Consider the following 20,837-nt stretch of genomic DNA (forward strand, 5'->3'; position numbering starts at 1 on the left):
GTGTGTGCGGGTCAGTCGCCCGGGGTGTGCTGGTCTCGATGCTGTACGCGCCGGAAGAGGAGGTCGTTCACCACATGACCCTTGTCCAGTCCCTGGCCCTCGAAACGGGTCAGCGGCCGGAACTCCGGACGCGGCGCGAAACCGCCGTCCGGCTGCGTGTTCTCGTAGCCGGGGTGCGCGCTCAGTACGTCGAGCATCTGTTCGGCGTACGGCTCCCAGTCCGTCGCGCAGTGCACGAGCGCGCCCGGCTTGAGACGGGTCGCGGCGAGATCCAGGAACTCCGGCTGGATCAGCCGCCGCTTGTGGTGCCGCTTCTTGGGCCAGGGGTCGGGGAAGTACACGCGCAGGCCGTTCAGTGACGCGGGCGGGAGCATCTCGCGGAGCAGGATGATCGCGTCGCCGTTGGCGACCCGCACGTTGGACAGGCCGCTCCGTTCGGCGAGGTTGAGCAGATTGCCCTGGCCCGGCGTGTGCACGTCCACGGCGAGGATGCCGGTCTTCTGGTCCTCCGCCGCCATCTGCGCGGTGGCCTCACCCATGCCGAAGCCGATCTCCAGCACGACGGGGCCGTCCGTCCCGAACAGTTCCGCGAGGTCGATCGTCCGCTGTCCGTCGATGTCCAGACCCCACTTGGGCCACAGCCGCCGCAGCGCGTCCCCCTGTCCGGTCGTCACCCGGCTCCGCCGTGGCTGGAAACTCCGGATCCGCCGCTCGAAGTGCGAGCCGGCGGGATCCGGCTGCGGACCGTGGGGGAAGCGGGGCTCGCCCTTGGTGCGGTGGTGACGCGGCGAGCCGTCCTCGGCGGAGGCGGGCCGGGTCTCTTCGGTGGAGTCGAGGAATTCAGACACAGTGGGGTCGATTTTACGGGCGGTCGTGATGCCTGGAGGTCATGACGCCCTGCGGCAGTGCCGCCTCGCGGTCGCGGCGCCGGGCCCGGGTCCGGGTCCGGGTCCGGTCCGGTGGGCGCCGGGTGGGGCGCTCAGGCCGCCTCCAGTGCCGCCAGCGCCCGGCGGGCGACCTCCCGGCCGATCGGGAGGGAGGCGGTGGCCGCGGGGGACGGCGCGTTCAGCACGTGCACGGTCCGCGGGCCCTCCTTGATCAGGAAGTCGTCGACCAGGGTGCCGTCCCGCAGGACCGCCTGGGCACGGACACCGGCTTCGGCCGGGACCAGGTCCTCCGGGGTCACCGCGGGCAGCAGTCGCCGCACGGCCTCCGTGAACGCCGCCTTCGACACCGACCGGCGCAGCTCCCCGGCTCCGTAGCGCCAGTGCCGTCGCGCTATCCGCCAGGAGCCCGGCCAGGCCAGGGTCGCGCCCAGCTCGCGGGGCCGGATCACCCCCCACCCGTACCCCTCCCGGGCGAGCGCGGGCACCGCGTTGGGGCCGATGTGGACACCGCCGTCGATGCCCCGGGTGAGATGGACGCCGAGGAACGGGAACGCGGGGTCCGGAACCGGGTAGACCAGGCCCCGCACCAGCTCGGGCCGCGCCAGCGTGTAGTACTCGCCGCGGAAGGGCACGATCCGCATCCCGGGGTCGTCCCCCGTGAGCCGGGCCGTCTCGTCGCAGTGCAGCCCCGCGCAGTTGACCAGCACCCGGCCGCGGACGATCGTCCCGTCGGCGGTGCGCACGGCGACGCCGAGGCGGGGGCGGCGGTCGGCGCGCACCACGTCCGCCCCGTACCGGATCTCCGCCCCGGAGGCCTCCGCGAGCCGCCGGGCCACCGCCACGAAGTCGCAGACGCCGGTGGTGCCGACGTGGATGGCGGCCAGGCCGCGGACCTCGGGCTCGTGCTCGGCGAGCTGGGCGGGGCCCAGTTCCTTGACCGGAATGCCGTTCTCCCGGCCGCGCTGCACCAGGCCGTGCAGCCGGGGGAGCTCCGCCTTCTCCGTCGCGACGATCAGCTTGCCGGTGACGGCGTGTGCGATGTCGTACTCCGCGCAGAACTTGACCATCTCGGCGGCGCCCCGCACCGCGTACCGTGCCTTCAGGGAGCCGGGGCGGTAGTAGATCCCGCTGTGGATCACCCCGCTGTTGCGCCCGGTCTGATGCCGGGCGGGCCCCTGCTCCTTCTCCAGCACCGTCACCCGGGTGCCCGGCGCCGCGCGCGTGATGGCATACGCCGTCGACAGGCCGACGATCCCGCCGCCGATCACCAGCACATCGCAGTCGTACGCACTCCGCATCCGCACCACCTCCCGGCTTCGATAGTGCACTGCGCCACTGACAATGCCCTCAAACCCGAGAACCGCGCCCCGCGCTTTTTTTGTGCCGCGGGGCCGTGGCACCCTCTCCACGCGCCGGAGCCGTCAGCTCTCCGCCCGAGCCGTCACGTCTAGGCCGGGGCCATCAGCAGCGGACGTGCCCGCTCCCGCAGCTCCACCACGCGCGGTTCGTCGCCGTACGGCTCCAGCCGGTGCAGCAGGTCCTTCACGTACTCGGTGGTGCGCGCGGAGGAGATGCGCCCCGCGACCTCCACCGCTCGCACGCCCTGCTCGCACGCCGCGTCCAGATTGCCCGATTCCAGCTCGGCGACCGCCGACACCACGAGCCGGAGCCCGTGCGAACGTACGAACTCCTCCGTCGGCTTCGACAGCGCCTGTTCGGTGAAGCGGCGCACCTGGCGCGGCGCCTTGAGATCGCGGTAGCACTCGGCGGCGTCGGCCGCGAAGCGGTCGTACGAGTAGAAGCCGAGCCAGGACGGGTCGTGGTCGCCGTCACGGGCCCGCTCCAGCCAGCCCTCGGCGGCCTTCAGCGCCGTGCCGGCCGCCTGGGCGTCACCTGCGCGCGCGTGGGCCCGTGCCTCGACGAGCCGGAAGAAGCTCATGGTGCGGGCCGTGGCGAGGCCGCGGTTGCGCTCCACGGCGGCCTGGGCGAGGTCGACGCCCTCGTCGCCGAAGCCCCGGTAGGTCGCCTGGAGCGACATGGAGGCCAGGACGTAGCCCCCGAGGGGCACGTCGGCCGCGGCACGGGCCAGCCGCAGGGCCTGGATGTAGTAGCGCTGCGCGGCCTCCTGCTGGCCCGTGTCGAAGGCCATCCAGCCCGCGAGACGGGTGAGCTCCGCCGACGCGCCGAAGAGCGCTCTGCCGACCTCGTCGGAGTACGAGCCGAGCAGCAGGGGTGCCGCCTCGACCCGCAGACACTCGGGCACCATGGATGAACGCCAGTCACCGCCCCCGTACTTGGAGTCCCAGCGCCGGGCGTCCTCGGCCGCCTCGCGGAGCTTCAGCACATCGCTGTGGCCGACCTTCAGCGGCGCTCCGGAGCTCTCACCGGGGCTCACCTCACGCGCCACCGAACTGTCGGCCGGGGTTATGAGCCAGCGTGACGCCGGTGTCGCGTACGCGCTCACGGCGAAGGAGCCGGCCAGTGACTGCCAGATGCCGCCGCCGGCCCGGCGCCCGGCGAGGTCGAGGCGGTAGAGCTCCGTCGCCGACCGCACCGCCTGCCCGACGTCACGGGGGAAGGCGAGGCCCACTTCCGGCGCCGGGTCCGCGTCCGCGAGGCCGATCTCGTGGAGCGGCACAGGGCGGCCGAGCTTCTGGCCGATGGCGGCCGCGATGAGGTGCGGCGCGGCGCCCTGAGGCACCATGCCTTTCGACACCCAGCGCGCCACCGACGTCTTGTCGTAGCGAAGTGTCAACCCGCGTTGAGCGCCAAGATCGTTGACGCGACGCGCGAGTCCTGCGTTGCTGATTCCCGCGAGGGCGAGAACGGCGCCGAGTTTTTCGTTCGGCCCGCGTTGCTCCCTGGACATGCGCCACCCCTCGACACAGACGGCTGCCGCACTGGCATAACCACGCGGCATTCGTAAACCCAGCGTAGTTCGCCCGATCCCCAGCGTTAAGGGGCGTAGGTCCGGTTGGCGGGATTGTGGTCCGTACGACTGTACGGACTGTCGCGGCGTGCTCCCGTTGTGTGGCCGTGCGCCCGTCCGTGCGCTCTTCTCCGGCCACAGGGGGGAGCGCTTCCATGGAACGTGCGTGGGTCGGCCCGCTGTACTGGATCCAGTGGGCTGGGGGACACCGCCGCCTACATCCCCGCGGGCGGCGGACCGGTCCGGGAGGCGAACTCCGCCTCCCGGACTGTGCGTTGCCGAAGCGGTGCGCAAGGCCTGTACGGAGCGTATCCGGACCTGTCCGTCCATCACCGATTTGGCCGAAAATCGATGGTTGCCCCTGAGGGCAATTGCGGCTCCCACCACGTCAGTTGAGGGCGTGAAGGGCGTCCTGAGGGAGCGTATCGGGGGCGCATTCGCGTCGACCTGTCGGGGGTCGGGTGATGCGCGAGAGGTGGTCGCGAGGGGTGTGGGGGCGCCGGGCTCCCCTGCCGGTGCGCTGGACGCCTTCTCCGGGGCCCGGTCGGCGTCTCCCCGGATCGCACCGCACCACGTTCCCGTCGCGTCCTCGCCGCATCCCGTCGCCTTCCAACGCGTCCCGTCCCGCCGGTCCCGTCCGTCCCGCCGGTCCCGTCCGTCCCGTCGGCCGGGACGGGTCGTGGGCCGGCGGTGCGGTGGTCGCCCTGTTCCTTCGGGCGGCGGGCCAACTGCCGGGCGGAGGAGGGTCCGGCGCGGTTCGGTGCTTCCTCGGGAGTGGCCCGCCGGTGGTTCGGCGGCGGTTCCGGGCCGTTCTGGGGTGGATTCCCCGCGGCTGCGCGCGGCGACCCTCGGATGCCTCAACGGGCTCTGCCCATAGGGTATTTGCCGGTCCACGGCGGCGTAGTGACGGCGCGGGCGTCCGCGCGGGGGCGCACTTCGGGGAGCGCAAGCGGCCGCAGGGACCCTCCGACACGCCTCCTTCGTGGCAGCATGGTGCCGAGTTCGTACGGTGCACTGGTTGTCCACAGCCTGTGGAGGCGACGATGCGATGGTTGGTGGGGTGGAGCAGCACCGTCGCCAGAGCGTCCGAGATCGGCTCGGCGGGCGCCACGGGGAACAGCGGCGAGACGGTGCACCCGGTGGGTTCCCAACTCCTGTGGGGCGATCCCGATCCGCTGTGGGCCGTCGGCGACTGGCGCCCCGACGAGGTGCGCGTGGTGAAGGCCGACGCGCAGAACCGCATGGCCGTCCTCGGCACCTGCGGCGCCTCCGACGAAGAACTGCGGGTCGGACTGTTCGCCGCGCGCGGCGGAGCGCTCCGCCACCTCACCAACTGGTCCGGCAGCTACACCGCGGTCGTCCAGGTCGGCCGCCGGGTGACCGTCTGCGGTGATCTCGCCGGCGCGCGGCCGGTGTTCTACACCCCTTGGGCGGGCGGTACGGCCTACGCCACCGCCGCGCTCCCGCTCGCCGACCTCATCGAGGCCAACCTCGACTTCGGGCACCTGGCCGCGATGCTCGCCGCCCCCGACGTACCGGCCGCCGTGCACGACTCCACCCCGTACGAAGGCGTCCGCCGCATTCCGCCGGGACACACGCTCATCCTGCGGGCCGGGGCTCGCGAGATCGCGGGGTACGAGCCCGTCGCCTCCCTCGCCGTCGCCGCGCCCACCGCCGATCCCACGATCGCCGTGGACGCCGTCCGGGACGCCCTCGTGGAGGCCGTCCGCGCCCGCCTCTCCGCTCCCCGCCATGTGCCGGGCGCCGACGTGGACCCCGGGCCCGTGCCCGGTATGGGACCCGCCGAGCGGCGCGCCGCGCGCGGGACGCCGGTGCCGGGCATCGGAGCCGACCTCTCCGGAGGGCCCGCCTCGGGGACGCTCGCGCTGCTCGCCGCCGGCCTTCCCGGAGCACCCGGCACGGTCCTCGGACACGGCACAGGCGCCGGGGAACGGCTCCTGGCGGTGACCTTCAACGACCTCGCCGTGCGGGGGCGCGAGGCCGAGCTGGAGCGGGCCGGGACGCTCGCCGCGAATCCCCGGCTGCACCACGTGGTCGTCACCGGAGGCGAAGAGACGCTCCCCTATGCCGACCTGGAGGGGCCGCTGACCGACGAGCCGGGGCCGTCCCTGGTGACGGCGGCACGCCACCGCGCGCGGCTCTCCTCCGGCAGCGCGGACCACTTCACGGGCTACGGCGCGCGGCAGGTGCTGGACGCCCATCCAGCCCGGCTCGCCGACCTGCTCATGGACCGCAAGCGGCGCCATCTCGTACGGCCCGTCGCCGCGTTGACGAAGGCCGACGGGTCGGTGATGGTCCCCGCGCGCGTGTACGGCGCGGCGCGCAAACTCGCCCGTACGCCGTACCGCACCGGGGTCGACGTCCTCGCCGAGCAGTTGCTGCAACGGCGGTTCGAGGACCCCGGCGGTGCGGTGGGCGCGTCGCTGGCCGCGCTGAGCTGGGCCAGACCCGGGCCCGCGGCGCGCTGGCTGACCGGGGAGGCGCTGGCTGAAGTATCGGTTCGCCTCCAAGCGGGCGGCGGGCGGCCGAACCTCGGTCCCGGGCAGCGGCCGGGGGACTTCCGCGCGCGTGCCGCGCTGGCCCGCCACGCGGCGGACGTACGCGTCCTGGAACAGGCCGCCGAAATCCGCTTCCAGCGGCTGCACATGCCGTTCCTGGACAACCAGGTCGTCCGGGCGTGCCGGGCACTGCCGGAGGCGCTGCGGGTGCAGCCGGGGGCTCGGGCGGCGATTCTGCGTACGGTCCTGGAAGGGGCCGGGGTGGCCGATCTGCCCCCCGGCTGGGGGGCTCCGTCCCACGCGTCCTCCGCGGCGGCGGCCCGTACGGGGTTGCGGGTGGCGGCCGATTCCCTGGTCTCCCTGTTCGACACACCGCTGCTCGCGCAGGCGGGGCTGGTCGAGGCGCGCGTCGTCCGCAAGGCGCTGCGCGCGGCTGCGGAGGGCGCGTCGCTGCCGCTCGACGGGTTGGCCGATCTCGTCTCGCTCGAACTGTGGCTGCGGCGGTTGCTGGCTCGGCGCGGGACGTGCTGGACGGGCACGCCCGCGCGCCAGCGGGCCGTTCCCGCGGGGATCGTTCCCCAGGGGAGGGCGCTGGGGGCGGGGGCCGGGCACGCTTGACCCGGCCGGTCGGGGGGCGGGTTCGCTGCGCTGGGCGTCGCGGTTCGGTCCGGTGGTGGGGCGGGGCCGCGCCGGTACATCCGCCCGTCGCCGTTGGACGAGATGTGACCGTAGGTGGCGACGGGCATGTGATGTACCGGCGCGGCCCCTCGCGCCGGATCCCGGCTGCGGGTGTGAATTTCAGCCCCTCCGGCGTTTGAGGAGCGGGGTCTGGGGCCGGAGCCCCAGGTACGGGTCGGGTAGGGGCGGAGGGGGCGAAAGGAGGCTGTTGCCGGGGTCCGTCGCCCGAGGGGACGGGGCAAGGCGGTGACCTGGGGTGGACGGGCGGTGAGAATGGGGGCGTGCGGTACAGGATTCTGGGGGTTGCCCAGGTGGAGGACGACCGGGGGGCCCTGGTCACGGTGGGCGGCCCCCGGGTACGCGCGCTGCTCACGGCCCTGGCCTGCCACCCCGCCCGCACGATCACCCCGGACACCCTGATCGACGAGGTGTGGACGGACGACCCTCCCCAGGACGCCCCGGCCGCGCTGCAGGCCCTGGTGGGCCGCCTCCGCCGGGCCATCGGCAAGGACGCGGTCACCTCGGAGGCCGGCGGCTACCGGCTCCGGGCCGCCAGGGACGACGTGGACCTGTTCGTGTTCGAGCGGCTCGTCACGGAGGGCAGGACCGCGCTCGGCGACGGCGACGCCCGTACCGCCGCCGCCCGGCTGCGCGAGGCGCTCGCCCTGTGGCGCGGCCCCGCCCTCGCGGACCTCTCCGACCGCACCGCCGCGACCCGCCCGGAGTCCCTGCGCCTGGAGGCGACCCGCAGCCGTGTCGAGGCGGACCTGCGACTCGGCCGCGCCTTCGACGTCGTACCGGAGTTGAAGGAGCTGACGACGGCCCACCCGTACGACGAGGCGCTGCACGTCCTGCTCATCCGCGCCCTGCGCGAGACCGGCCGCCGTGCCGACGCGCTGGCCGCGTACGAGAAGGTGCGCCGCGGACTGATGGACGGTCTCGGGGCGGATCCCGGACCCGAACTCCGCTCCCTGCACGCCGCGTTGCTGGACCCACCGGAGGGTCGCGAACCGCAGGGGCCCCGACCGGGCACGGGCGGTGCCGTGTCGTCCGGGCCGGCCGCCGGTCTCGGTTCCGGGGATCCCTCCCGCGCTCAGCGGACCGGGAACATTCGTCCCCGTTTGAACTCGTTCGTCGGGCGGGAACGCGAGCTCGGGGCCATCCGTTCTGATGTGCGGAGGGCTCGCCTGGTCACGCTGACCGGACCAGGCGGTTCGGGGAAGACCCGCCTCGCCGAGGAAGCCGCCGCCGGGCTTCCGCAGGCGTGGCTGGTCGAGCTGGCCCCGCTCGACCGGCCCGAGGCGGTCCCGGGCGCGGTGGTCAGCGCCCTCGGTCTGCGCGAAACCGCGCTGATCACCAACGAGATGGCGGTTCCGCAGGGCGACCCGGTCGCCCTGCTCGTCGAGTACTGCGCCCCGCGCACCCAGCTCCTGATCCTTGACAACTGCGAGCACGTGATCGACGCGGCGGCCGAACTCGCCGAGACACTGCTGACCCGCTGCCCGGGACTCACGATCCTCGCCACCAGTCGTGAACCCCTCGGCGTCCCGGGCGAGTTGGTGCGCCCGGTCGAGCCGCTCCCGCCCGATTCCGCGCACCGCCTCTTCATGGAGCGGGCTTCCGTCGTGCGCCCCGGCGCCGGCGCCGCGCTCCACGACTCCGCCGCCGTGGACGAGATCTGCCGACGGCTCGACGGCCTGCCCCTGGCCATCGAGCTGGCCGCCGCCCGGTTGCGGCTCCTCACTCCGAGGCAGATCGCCGACCGGCTCGACGACCGCTTCCGGCTGCTCACCTCCGGAAGCCGTACGGTGCTGCCCCGCCAGCAGACCCTGCGCGCCGTCGTCGACTGGTCCTGGGATCTGCTCGACGAGCGGGAGCGGACCGTGCTGCGCGAGGCGTCCGTCTTCGCGGGCGGCTGGGACCTGGCGGCCACCGAGGCCGTGTGCACCGGTCCCGCGGCCGACCTCATCGGCGCGCTCGTCGACAAGTCCCTCCTCGTCGCCACACCGGACGGCCCGGACGGCCCGGAGGGTATGGACGGTACGGCTGGAATGCGGGGCGACGGATACGGCGACGGGTATCGCGAACTCGGCGGGGAAAGTGGTGGGCCCGGGGGTGCGGGGAGCCTCGACGACGGTGTCGCTGCCGGTAGCGGTAGCGGTAGCGGTGTCGGTGGTGGGATGCGCTATCGCATGCTGGAGACCATCCACGAGTACGCCACCGAGCGCGCCGCCGAGGTTCCCGAGCTGCGCGCCGCAGCCGAGCGGCGCCACCGTGCGTGGGTGCGCGCCCTGACGGCGGAGGCCGAGCCCCAGTTGCGCTCGGCGGGTCAACTCCCCTGGATCCGGCGCCTGGAGACCGAGCTCGACAACATCCGGGCGGCCCTCCACCGAGCGCTCGCCGCCCATGACGAGGAAGAGGCGGGTGCCCTGGTCCTCGACATGGGCTGGTTCTGGTGGCTGCGCAACTTCCGTCGCGAGGGCGCCGAGTGGACGGAACTCGTCGTGAGACTGGGCGCGTTGGTCGACGAGCAGGTCGACGAGCAGGCCGACGACCGTGCGGCGACGACCGGCGGGGACAACGGCAGCGGCGGCCGTAAGGACAATGGCACCGGTAGCGGCGGCCGTAGCGGAATCGGCAGTGGCAGCCGTGGTGACAGGGGCACCGGCAGCCGTAGTGACAACGGCAGCGGCAGCGGCAGCGGCAGCAGTGCCGATGCCGGTGGCAGTGGTGGCAGTGGTGGTCGTGGGTTTCATGGCGCGGGCGGTGGCGCGTTGACCCCTGTCGACGCGGAGACCGCCGTCGGCGCTGTGTCCACCACCGGTGCCGGCCTCTTTCCCGAGCTCGAAGGCGCCGATCCGGTCGGCGCGTTTCTCGATCGTCCCGAGCGGGATGAGCGGCACCCGCTGCGCGCCATGCGGATGCGGCTGCGCATGCTCCATTTGTTCATGAAGGTGGACGTCGTCCCGCTGGACGAGTGGGGGGACGAGCGGTTGCGGGAGTACGCGGGGCGGGTGCGGGCCGTCTTCGAGAAGGGCGGCCCGGACGCGGCGCGCATGCCGGGGATCGTCTGGCCGCTGACCGCGCACTTCCTGGGCCACCCGGAGGACATAGGGCCCGCGATGGACAAGGCGGTCGCCAACTGCCGTGAGTACGGCGGCGAATGGGAGATCGGCGTCGCCCTGATGTTCCGTACGCACATGGTCGTCGACGCGCCGGGCGGTATGCCCGGGGTCGACGAGGACCTGGCGGAACTGCGCGTGCTCAGCCGACGGGTGGGGGACCGCTGGATGCGGGCCCAGGTGTGCAGTGCGGCCGGCGAGGCGGCGATGGCGCGCAGCCGGTTCGACGAGGCGAAAGGTGAGTACGAGGAGGCGCTGCGGCTCGCCTACGAGGTGGGGGCGTACGCGGAGACGCCGTTCCTCATGGCACGGCTGGCCGAGATCGCCCACCGCGGGGGCGATCGGTCCCTGGCACTGGCCACCCTGGACGAGGCGAGCGCCGCCGCCGACCTGTACGGGGTGATGGACTCCCGGGCGTTCGTCCATCTGCTGCGGGCCCAAGTGGTCCTGGACGACGGGGAGGTCGTCCTCGCCCGCGAACTGTGCGAGAAGGCGCGCGAGGAGAGTCTCCGGGGCACCCCGCCGCCGCAGTTCGTCGCGGCGCTGGACTGGATCGACGCCATGGTCACGGCCGCCGAGTCCGGACCCGTGCGGGGCCTGCGGAAGCTGAACGCCGCTCTACGGAACGCGATGGACGGGCGGTGCGCGGACGTGGTCGCGTCGGGTCTCGTCGAGGCCGCGGCATGCCTCCTCACGGACGTGGACGCCCACCCGGTGGCGATCCGGCTGCTCGCCGCCGGCACCCGCTGGCGCGGAGGGGATCTGCGTCCCGCCCGTGAGAGCGCCGACGTCCGGCGGACCGTGGCCGAGGCCCTCACGGCGCTCGGCCCGGACCGCTACGAGTCCGAGCGCGCCCGGGGCTTCGCCTACACGCAGGAAGAGGCCCTCAGCGACCTGACCGAAGCCCTCCAGGAGTACCCCGCCGCGTAGGCGTCACCGGCACAGGAACGTCGACTCCGCCCAGTCGCCCAGCGACGCCGAGTCGAACGGACCGTGCGGTTCGACGACGAGCCGGACGGTCCGGTGGCCGGTGAGGTTCACATGGACGGGGACCGCCCGGTCGCCGCCCTCGATCAGCGGTGACCGCCACAGCGGGGACCCGTCCGCGTAGACGGAGAACCGCACCTTGCCCAGGCCCAGCATCAGATCGTCGACCCCGGCCATCGCGTCGTACGAGCTGCAACTGCGGTTGAGCTCGATGGTGACGGAGGACCGGCCGTGGACGGTCACTCCGTGCGCGTACCGGGTGTCCGCGATCTTCATTCCGTCGCGCTGCCAGACCCAGCTGCTCTCGCCCAGCCGCATCTCCGGCCCGGTGTGATCGCCGATGACGTCGTAGTCCAGCTCGCTCCACCGGTAGACGACCGTGGCGGGCGGGGGAGGGGCCGGGACCGGGGTGGGCGCCGGCTCGGCCTTCGGCGGGGTGGGCTTCGGCAGTGGAGCGGGAGCCGGGGACGGCGTCGGCGTGGGGGGTGGGCCCGGGACCGGTGGCGCCTTGGGTGCCGGTTTCGGGGTGGGTTTCGGCCCCGGCCCGGGGGGCGGGGTGGGTGCCGGCGCGTGAACCACCGCCGGCGGATCCGGCGCGGGGGATCTCCTGGGCGTAACCGGCGAGGGCAACGGAGCTTCGACGGCGGGTGAGGCGGCCGGTCCGGCCTCGGGCCGCCGGGCGGGGTTCTCGTTGCCGACCAGGGCGAGCACCACCGCCGCGGCGGCGACCGCGGCGACACCCGCCGCGATACCGGCTTTGACCGGCGCGCCGATCCCCTCGGAGAGCGCGGCGCCGCCTCCGGCGCCCGCGCCACCCGAGCCGCCGCCCGCCGTGGCTGCCACGCCCGCCGCTCCGGCCGCTCCCGCTCCGGCGCCACCGGCGATGAGCGCGACGGCCTTCGCGTATCCGGCGGCACCGAACCAGCCGATGACCGCGACCGGCACGACCGCGGGGATCCCCCCGGCCACTTCCTTGATCTGGCCGGCGGCCAGGCGGCACCTGGCGCACTCCTCCAGGTGCTTGCGCAGCCCCCGTTCGGCTCGTGTGCGCAGGCCGCCGCGGGCGTAGGCGCCGAGCCGGTCGGCGTAGCGCGCGCACTCCTCGTCCATCGTGAGCGTGGTGCTGACGTGCGCCTGGAGGTAGGCCTGCTTGAGGCCCTCGCGGGCCCGGCTGGCGAGCACGCGGGTGCCGTTCGCGTCGAGGCCGAAGAGCGTGGCGACCTCGCTCGGGGACTCGTCCTCGACCTCGGTGTGCCACAGCACGGCCTGCCAGCGCTCCGGGAGCGAGCGGAAGGCCCGCATGGCCATGGACTGCTCGGCCTCGTGCATCGCGCGTACGTCCGCGCCGAGGTCGAGGGTGTCGTTCTCGGAGACCTCGGATCCGCGGACGGCCTGTGCGGCGAACACCGCGAAGTCGTCGACCAGTTGCTCGCGCCTGGCCGTCTTCGTCCAGTTCGCGGCGACCCGGCGGACGGTGGTGAGGAGATACGCGCGCACGGCGTGCTCGGGGCCGCTGCCGCCGCGTACGGCCTGGAGCATGCGGGCGAACACCTCGGCCGTGAGGTCGTCGGCGGTGTGCGGGTCGCGGCAGCAGGTGCGCGCGTAGCGGCGGACGGCATCGGCGTGCCGGCGGTACAGCTCCTCGTACGCCGTGTCGTCGCCCGCGCGCATCCGCGCGATCAGACCGGCGTCGGGGGGCGGCAGGTCCACCGGGGACACCGGGTCCGGCGGAGGCGGCAGAACGCCGCCCTCGCGCGGGTCCCACCGGTCGCGCTGCGAGGGCACGCCGAGGTCGGCGGTGTCACTGTCAGGGGTTGCGCCGCCGGGGTCTCCGCCGTGCCGGCCTCTGCCGTGCGGGTGCTCACCGTGCGGGCTCTCACCGTGCGGGCCGCCCTGGCTCGGCACCTGCCGCGACGGTGAGCCGCCGGTCTCCGTGCCGCCGTCGGCGCCACCGTCACCGGGTGACTCGTCCCGCCCGTCAACGCTCATCGCGGAAAGCCCCCGCCTGCACACTCGGACCCGAATACCGGGACAGAGTGCCACAGGCTCCCTGATCGGAGCCTCCTCGTACGGACCAACCACTCGTCCGAGGGGACTTATCGCTCTGCAGTACTAACTGTCACTCGTTCGGGGAATGGTCCACGGTCAACAGTCGCCGCACACGCGGAAGTTGCCGCACCGCACCGGAGCGAGGCCAGGACGTCACGACGGCGGGGCGCATGGCGGCATGAACGAGCGAAGCTCCCGGGCGCGAGTGACATCGCACTCGCACCCGGGAGCAACCCACGTACGCGGAACATCCACGTTCCGGGAGTACCCACGCACCCTGAAGAGTTCGGTCCGGTTCACGCCGGACGGGAGCGCAGGCCCTCCAGCAGGATGTCGAGGAGCCGGGCCGAGGCCGCCGCCTGCTGCTCCGCGTCCGGCAGCGAGGGCGCCGCCGTCGCGATGACCAGCAGGACGTCCGCCACGGTGACATCGGCGCGCAACTCGCCCGCCGCGCGCGCCCGGTCGACCAGCCGGCCGACCACGTCGAGGAGCGCCGCCGCTCCGGCGTCGTCCACCTCGGCGATCACCGGCTCGTCCTCGGGAACGGGCCGCTGTTCGACGAGCCGCAACTCGGGCGCGAGCTGGGACCGCTGCTGCGGCACCCGTGCCTCGTCCGCCTCGGGCCCGTCCTCCGCGACGCCGACCCGCAGCACCTGCGGCGGCAGCAGCCGTCCGGCGCCCGAGGCCACCGACGTCCGCAGGAAGCGCGAGAGCGCCGACCACGGCTCGTCCTCCTGGCCGAGCGCGGCGCGAGCCTGGTCGGTCAGCCGGGAGGTCTCCTCCTCGGCTATCCGGCGCACCAGGACGTCCTTGCTCGGGAAGCGCCGGTACACCGTGCCGACGCCGACCCTCGCGCGCCGGGCGACGTCCTCCATCGGCGCGCCGTATCCCAGCTCGCCGAAGACCTCGCGCGCCGCGCGCAGTACATGTTCCAGATTGCGCTGTGCGTCCACACGCAGCGGCGTCGTACGCGATCCGTCCACCGGACCGCGGCCGTTGCCGCTCGTCGCCGCGCCGATCGCACCACCAGGTGCGATGGCCGACGCGGAAGACCAATGAGAGTCCTGAATGTGCATAAGCGTTCCCCCGGTAATGACGTCTCCCCCCGGAGACACTCCCCGCCATCGACAGACCGGAGCGTGCGGAACAGCTTGTGCGCCAGCCCGTCGTACGGACTCGCCGAGCGCATCCCCCTACACCCCGTCGACACACGAACATAGTTGAGAGGGGGTCAATTCAGAAGGGGCAGGTTCCGCACAGAGCGCCCCCCGATCGGAGTACGGGCCGGGTACGTCCCGGTTGCACCCTCTCCGAGTACCCCCCTCGCCCACCCTGACCTGCGCTTTTTCCCTGGACTCCGGCAAATCGGCCAACTCCGCACGTTGTCGGCGACCGGTCACACAAATTGTCGGGGCTGTGGACAAACTCCGAAGAGGGGTGCGTCATGGGACGGTGAAGGAACGTGCGCGCATTCTCATTGTCGGCGGTGGCTACGTCGGGATGTACACCGCTCTGCGCCTCCAGCGGAAGCTGAAGCCCGAACTGAAGCGGGGCGAGGTCGAGATCACGGTCGTCTCGCCCGACCCCTATATGACGTATCAGCCGTTCCTTCCCGAGGCCGCCGCGGGCTCGATCTCCCCGCGCCACGTGGTCGTTCCACTGCGCCGGGTCCTCGGCCGGTGCCGGATCGTCATCGGCGAGGTCCAGTCGATCGACCACGCCAAACGCACCGCCACGCTCAGCACCCTCGCCGCCGAGGAGGAGGGCATGGGCGCGGAGCGGATCACGTACGACGAACTCGTGCTCGCCCCCGGCTCGATCGCGCGCACCCTGCCGATCCCCGGGCTCGCCGAGTACGCCATCGGCTTCAAGACGGTCGAAGAGGCCATCGGCCTGCGCAACCACGTCATCGAGCAGATGGACATCGCCTCCTCCACCCGCGACCCCGCGATCCGTGACGCGGCGCTGACCTTCGTCTTCGTAGGAGGCGGCTACGCGGGCGTCGAGGCGCTGGGCGAGCTGGAGGACATGGCCCGCTACACCGCGCGGTACTACCACAACCTCAAGCCCGAGGACATGAAATGGATCCTCGTCGAGGCCTCGGACCGCATCCTGCCCGAGGTCGGCGAGGAGATGGGCCGGTACACGGTCACCCAGCTGCGCCGGCGCAACATCGAGGTACGTCTGGAGACCCGCCTCAACAGCTGCGCGGACCGGATCGCCGTCCTCAGTGACGGCGCGCGCTTCCCGACGCGCACCGTCGTGTGGACGGCCGGCGTGAAACCGCACCCCGTCCTCGCCGAGACCGACCTCCCCCTGAACGAGCGCGGTCGGCTCAAGTGCACCCCGCAGCTCGCCGTCGACGGTGCCGCGCACGCGTGGGCCGCCGGCGACGCCGCAGCGGTCCCCGACGTGACCGCGGAGCCCGGCAAGGAGACCGCGCCCAACGCCCAGCACGCCGTGCGCCAGGCGAAGGTCCTCGGCGACAACCTCGCGCACACCGTGCGCGGCGAGCCCCTGGAGACGTACTCCCACAAGTACGTCGGCTCGGTCGCGTCCCTGGGACTGCACAAGGGAGTCGCACACGTCTACGGACGCAAGCTGAGGGGCTATCCTGCCTGGTTCATGCACCGCGTCTACCACCTCAGCAGGGTGCCGACCTTCAACCGCAAGGCCCGTGTGCTCGCCGAATGGACCCTGGCGGGACTCTTCAAGCGGGAGATCGTGTCCCTCGGTTCGCTCGAACACCCCCGTGCGGAGTTCGAACTGGCGGCCGGGGGAAAGCCTCCGACCGACCCGAAGGGGTCGTCCTGACCGGACCGAGGAACTCCACCGGCACGGACGGCGTCTGACGGATGTCGGCCCGGTCGGTCAGACTGCCAGACAGGTCCACGACTTTGGGCGGGTGAACCGCTCGCCCTTCTAACCACGAGGCTTTCCCCACTGTGAACTTCACGCGCTGGAGCGCCCGGCTCCCCGGAACGCAGCGCCGCGCCGCAGCGCGGACCGAGCACACGGCCGTCCCGGACCGGCGCGGGGAAGGCTCCGTGCCGGCGGCCCGCGTCGAACGGCTGACGGACGACACTCCTCCCGGGTTCGCCGTCGACGAACTCCCGGTGCGCGCGGTCCTCGACCGCGTCCCCGCGCTCGTCGCCCTCGTGCACGGCCCCGAGCACCGCGTCTCCTACGTCAACGACGCGTACACGGCCGCGTTCGGCGCACGCCCCGCAGGCGGTCCCGCGCGTGAGGCACTGCCCGAACTGGACGAACTCGGCCTGCTGCCGCTCCTCGACCAGGTCCTGCGCAGCGCCAAGCCCCGCACCGTCAAGTCCCGCAAGGTGTCGACCGGCCGCTCCTACACGTTCACCTGCACCCCCGTCGACACCTCTCCGGAGGGCGACGGCCGCGGCGTACTCGTCTTCGCCACCGACGTCACCGACCACGCCGAGGCCGCCGAGCGGCTGCGCGCCAGCGAGCGCCGCCAGCGCGAGACCGCCGTCACCCTCCAGCGCTCCCTGCTCCCACAGGAGTTGGAGGAGCCCGACGACCTGCGCATCGCCGCGACCTACCTGCCCGGCGGCACGGAGGCGGCGGTCGGCGGCGACTGGTACGACGTCATCACGCTCGGCGGCGGCCGCACCGCGCTCGTCATCGGCGACGTCATGGGCCGCGGGGTCCGCGCGGCGGCCGTCATGGGCCAGCTCCGCACCGCAGTGCGCGCGTACGCCCGTCTCGACCTGCCGCCGCACGAGGTCCTGCAGCTCCTCGACGGCCTCGCCACCGAGATCGACGCCAACCAGATCGCCACCTGCGTGTACGCCATCCACGACCCGAACGAGGGCCGGCTGGTGTACGCCTCCGCCGGCCACCTGCCCATCCTGGTCCGCGACGAGAACGGCACCATCCACCGCGCCGACGAGCCGACCGGGCCGCCGCTCGGCACCGGCGGCTGGCTGCACGCCTCCGGCTCGGTGCCGCTGGGCCCGGGCTCCACCGCAGTCCTCTACACGGACGGTCTGGTCGAGCGCCGCGACGAGGACCTCGACGAGGGCATCGCCTCCCTGGAGCGCGCCCTGGCAGGCGCCACGGGCAGCCCCCAGGTCGTCTGCGACCGCCTGGTCCGCGCGGCCGGAGTCACCGCCGACCACGACGACGACGTCGCCGTCCTCGTCATCCAGCACCCTTCCCGTACGGGCCCCGAGGGCGAGCTCTTCCGCAACGCCGCCCTGGAACTGCTCGGCGGCATGGAGGCGGCCCCGCGCGCGCGTGCCTTCGCCTCCGGCGTGCTGGCCAGCTGGCGCTTCCCCGGCGATCTGCACGACCTCGGCGTCCTGGCCGCCAGCGAACTCGTCGCGAACTCCCTCCAGCACGGCACCCCGCCGATGCGGCTGCGGCTGCGCCGCACCGACCGCCGCCTGATCATCGAGGTCACCGACGGCGACGACCATCTCCCGCGCCGCCGCCGCGCGGAACCCGGCGACGAAGCGGGCCGCGGTATCGCGATCGTGGCCACCATCGCCTCGAACTGGGGCTCCCGCCGCACACCGGGCGGCGGCAAGGCGGTGTGGTGCGAGTTCGCGCTCCCGCGCGCGGGGAGCTGAATCCGGACATGGAAACGGCCGCCGTCACGTCGTCACGTGATGGCGGCCGTAGTACGTCCGTGTCCGGTGCCTGTCCCGACCGCCCAGGGGCCGGAGGCCGGGGGCCGACCGTCAGGCGGTCGCCGGTACCGGTTCCGCCGGAGCCCCGCCCCGCGCGACCACCCGGCTCCTCGCGAGCGACGGCTGATTCTGTACGGGGGTGAGCTGCCGCCCGAGCCGCACGGCCAGGACCGTGATGCCGAGCGAGAAGAGCAGGAACGTCACGATGTACGGGCCGTGCAGCGAGGCCCCCATCGGGCCGCCCACCGCCGGGCCGATCGCCAGCGCGAGCTGCTTCACCAGGGCGAAGGCGGAGTTGTACTGACCCGCCATGCCCTTCGGCGCCAGATCGGCGACCAGCGGAGCCACCGTCGGCGACAGCATCGCCTCACCGAGTCCGAACAGCGCGTACGTCGAGACGAAGGCCGCCGTGGCCATGGTCCGGCTGCCGTGTCCGAGGCCCGCGTACCCGGCCGCCACCCAGGCGACGGCCCAGATGAGCCCGACCGCGGCGATCACCCTGGACCGCTTGCGGCGCTCGACGAACTTCAGCACCGCGAACTGCGCGACCACGATCATCGCCGTGTTCGCCGCCATCGCCGTACCGAGCGCGGACGTGGAGATCCCGGCCGCCTCGACGCCGTACGCGGAAAGACCCGACTCGAACTGTCCGTAGCAGGCGAAGAACAGCACGAAGCCCAGCACGGAAAGCTGCACCATGGCCCGGTTGCCGAGGAGCTGCTTCCAGCCGCCGCCCCTGGACTGCGGTGTGTCCCCCGTGATCCGCGGCGCGTGCGGCATGCGCACCGTCGCCATGATCACGACCAGCGACAGGAACATCGCCGCCTCGATCGCGAACAGCAGCGTGAACGAGCTCGCCCGGTCCGGGTCGACGATGTGACCGCCGATGAGACCACCGACGCCGAGGCCCAGGTTCTGCAGGAAGAACTGTGTCGCGAAGGCGCGCGAGCGGGTGTCCGCCGAGGAGCAGTCCACGATCATCGTCGCGAGCGACGGCTGCATCACGGCCTGACCGGCACCGAGCGCCGCCGCCGACAGCACCACGGTCGTCGCGCTGTTCGCCAGCCCGAGACTCAGCGCACCGAGAGCCGCGGTGACCAGGGCGGCGAGCAGAACCGGCCGCGGGCCCCGCCGGACGATCGCCCGCCCGGCGAACGGCAGCACGACGAGAGCGGCCACGGCGAAGACGGCGAGCACGACGCTCGCCGTCATGGAGCCGAGTCCCCGGACCTGCGCCACATAGACGTAGAGGAAGGGGACGGTAAAGCCGAGCCCGAACGCGCTGAGCGTGTTGCCCACGTGGATCCGGCGCATCGCTGCGCCCATCGCCCTGGTCACTTTCACCTGCCTTGGTCGTGAAGCCGTGCAGGCCCGCCCGTGCCCGGCAGCGTGTTCGCGACACGTTCCCCGTGCATGGATGCAGGCCTGAAGACTTCGAAGTTAAAGTTAGATGTTGAACTGTACACCTCGAAGGACTTCGACGCCAAGCGGTGTCATGCGATACTCGGGTCATGGGCGACACCCCCGGCGTCAGTGAGCCGACACTCGAAGAACAGATCGCCGCCTACCAGCGCGAGTTCCAGGACCTCGACCCCCAGGTCGAGAAGATCGTCTCGGCCCTGTCCCGCCTCAACCGGCGGATGAACGTCGCCTACGGCCGCCAGACCGCCGCACTCGGCATCAGCAACGCCGAGTGGGAGGTGCTGAAGGCGCTGGTCCTCGCCGGCGCCCCGTACCGCCTCGGCCCGAGCGAGCTCGCGAAGCGTCTCGGCCTCACCCCGGCCGCCATGACCCACCGCATCGACCGCATGGTCGCGGAGGGGCTGGTCACCAGGGAGCGCGACGAGACGAACCGCGTGCGCGTCATCGTCGAGCTGACCGGTGAGGGCCGCGAGAAGTGGCTGGAGGCGATGCGCCTCGCCACGGTCTTCGAGGAGGACCTGCTCCAGGACCTCTCCACGGAGGACCGGGGTGTCCTGGACGAGGTCCTGACCCGCCTGCTGCGACGGGTGGAGGACGCCCAGCCGGACGCGGGCGGCCGACTCACCGACCTCGATTAAAAGATCTTGACAGGGGAGGTTGACACTGCCCTGGCGGATCCGTAAGGTTCTTCGAGTTGCCACGGGGCCGGAACGGTTCTGCGGTGACACCCTCCGCCGCTGATGCGGCACTCAAACCACCAGCACGATCTCCCCACCGGAGCGAATTCGGCGTGCCCGAATTCAATTCGATTTGGGGCCGGCGGTCCGATTAGGAACTGCCGGGAAGATCCGCTAAAGTTTGAGACGTCGGAACGGCCCAACGGCCGCGAGGACAAGCCCCGCTGACTGGGAGTCAGGCCCGAAAGGATCTGATAGAGTCGGACTCGCCGGAAAGGGAAACGCGGAAGCGGGAACCTGGAAAGCACCGAGGAAATCGGATACGGAAACGGTCTGATAGAGTCGGAAACGCAAGACCGAAGGGAAGCGCCCGGAGGAAAGCCCGAGAGGGTGAGTACAAAGGAAGCGTCCGTTCCTTGAGAACTCAACAGCGTGCCAAAAATCAACGCCAGATTTGTTGATACCCCGTCTCCGGCCGTTCGGTCGGGACGAGGTTCCTTTGAAAAAGTCCTGCCGGGCACTGTTCCGGTAGGCGCATCAGCGAGGACGCTGTGAACCGAAGGGATTATTCCTCCCTCCGGTTCCGCTCTCGTGGTGTCATCCCGATTACGGGACAACATTCACGGAGAGTTTGATCCTGGCTCAGGACGAACGCTGGCGGCGTGCTTAACACATGCAAGTCGAACGATGAACCACTTCGGTGGGGATTAGTGGCGAACGGGTGAGTAACACGTGGGCAATCTGCCCTTCACTCTGGGACAAGCCCTGGAAACGGGGTCTAATACCGGATAACACTCCTGCCTGCATGGGCGGGGGTTAAAAGCTCCGGCGGTGAAGGATGAGCCCGCGGCCTATCAGCTTGTTGGTGAGGTAGTGGCTCACCAAGGCGACGACGGGTAGCCGGCC

The 20,837-nt window shown here is 72.3% G+C and carries 11 protein-coding genes and 1 rRNA gene; 6 read left to right on the top strand and 6 right to left on the bottom strand.

Going from position 1 to position 20,837, the window contains the following annotated elements:
• Positions 1 to 11: 11 nt before the first annotated feature.
• The 3 genes from trmB to ACIQRL_RS10105 all read right to left on the bottom strand — a co-directional run bounded on the left by trmB (position 12) and on the right by ACIQRL_RS10105 (position 3,756).
• Complete coding sequence (gene trmB / locus ACIQRL_RS10095) at positions 12 to 848, bottom strand: tRNA (guanosine(46)-N7)-methyltransferase TrmB (RefSeq protein ID WP_401329476.1); 837 nt, start codon at positions 846 to 848, stop codon at positions 12 to 14.
• A gap of 131 nt (positions 849 to 979) precedes the next feature.
• The gene (gene lhgO, locus ACIQRL_RS10100) at positions 980 to 2,185 is read right to left on the bottom strand and encodes an L-2-hydroxyglutarate oxidase (RefSeq protein ID WP_401329478.1); all 1,206 of its coding nucleotides are present in this window, start codon (positions 2,183 to 2,185) and stop codon (positions 980 to 982) included.
• Between the two features lie 149 nt (positions 2,186 to 2,334).
• The gene (locus ACIQRL_RS10105; RefSeq protein WP_401329480.1) at positions 2,335 to 3,756 is read right to left on the bottom strand and encodes an MFS transporter; all 1,422 of its coding nucleotides are present in this window, start codon (positions 3,754 to 3,756) and stop codon (positions 2,335 to 2,337) included.
• A gap of 1,103 nt (positions 3,757 to 4,859) precedes the next feature.
• On the opposite strand from ACIQRL_RS10105, the gene ACIQRL_RS10110 reads away from it, so the two are divergent.
• Together ACIQRL_RS10110 and ACIQRL_RS10115 are read left to right on the top strand one after the other, a co-directional pair.
• Positions 4,860 to 6,953 (top strand): asparagine synthase-related protein, encoded by a 2,094-nt coding sequence (locus tag ACIQRL_RS10110; protein WP_401329483.1) that lies wholly within the window; start codon positions 4,860 to 4,862, stop codon positions 6,951 to 6,953.
• Between the two features lie 341 nt (positions 6,954 to 7,294).
• Positions 7,295 to 11,065, top strand: coding sequence for an AfsR/SARP family transcriptional regulator (locus ACIQRL_RS10115; RefSeq protein WP_401329486.1), 3,771 nt, complete (start codon positions 7,295 to 7,297; stop codon positions 11,063 to 11,065).
• A gap of 3 nt (positions 11,066 to 11,068) precedes the next feature.
• On the opposite strand, the gene ACIQRL_RS10120 is transcribed toward ACIQRL_RS10115, so the two are convergent.
• Complete coding sequence (locus ACIQRL_RS10120) at positions 11,069 to 13,111, bottom strand: sigma-70 family RNA polymerase sigma factor (RefSeq protein WP_401329488.1); 2,043 nt, start codon at positions 13,109 to 13,111, stop codon at positions 11,069 to 11,071.
• 356 nt (positions 13,112 to 13,467) lie between these two features.
• On the bottom strand, positions 13,468 to 14,247 hold the full coding sequence (locus tag ACIQRL_RS10125) for a TetR/AcrR family transcriptional regulator (protein ID WP_401329491.1): 780 nt from the start codon (positions 14,245 to 14,247) through the stop codon (positions 13,468 to 13,470).
• A 376-nt stretch (positions 14,248 to 14,623) separates the two neighbouring features.
• On the opposite strand from ACIQRL_RS10125, the gene ACIQRL_RS10130 reads away from it, so the two are divergent.
• Complete coding sequence (locus ACIQRL_RS10130; protein ID WP_401329493.1) at positions 14,624 to 15,985, top strand: NAD(P)/FAD-dependent oxidoreductase; 1,362 nt, start codon at positions 14,624 to 14,626, stop codon at positions 15,983 to 15,985.
• Positions 15,986 to 16,116: 131 nt separating this feature from the next.
• Entirely contained in the window at positions 16,117 to 17,772 is a 1,656-nt protein-coding gene (locus tag ACIQRL_RS10135) for a SpoIIE family protein phosphatase (protein ID WP_401329496.1), read from the top strand.
• 111 nt (positions 17,773 to 17,883) lie between these two features.
• Here ACIQRL_RS10135 and ACIQRL_RS10140 read toward each other — a convergent pair whose 3' ends face one another.
• Complete coding sequence (locus tag ACIQRL_RS10140; RefSeq protein WP_401329499.1) at positions 17,884 to 19,158, bottom strand: MFS transporter; 1,275 nt, start codon at positions 19,156 to 19,158, stop codon at positions 17,884 to 17,886.
• Between the two features lie 185 nt (positions 19,159 to 19,343).
• Here ACIQRL_RS10140 and ACIQRL_RS10145 point away from each other — a divergent pair, with 185 nt between their 5' ends.
• Together ACIQRL_RS10145 and ACIQRL_RS10150 are read left to right on the top strand one after the other, a co-directional pair.
• Positions 19,344 to 19,892, top strand: coding sequence for a MarR family winged helix-turn-helix transcriptional regulator (locus ACIQRL_RS10145; protein WP_401329501.1), 549 nt, complete (start codon positions 19,344 to 19,346; stop codon positions 19,890 to 19,892).
• Positions 19,893 to 20,550: 658 nt separating this feature from the next.
• A 16S ribosomal RNA gene (locus ACIQRL_RS10150) occupies positions 20,551 to 20,837 on the top strand; the annotation flags it as partial.

This window comes from Streptomyces sp. NPDC091209, assembly GCF_044757755.1.
Classification (GTDB): Bacteria; Actinomycetota; Actinomycetes; order Streptomycetales; family Streptomycetaceae; genus Streptomyces.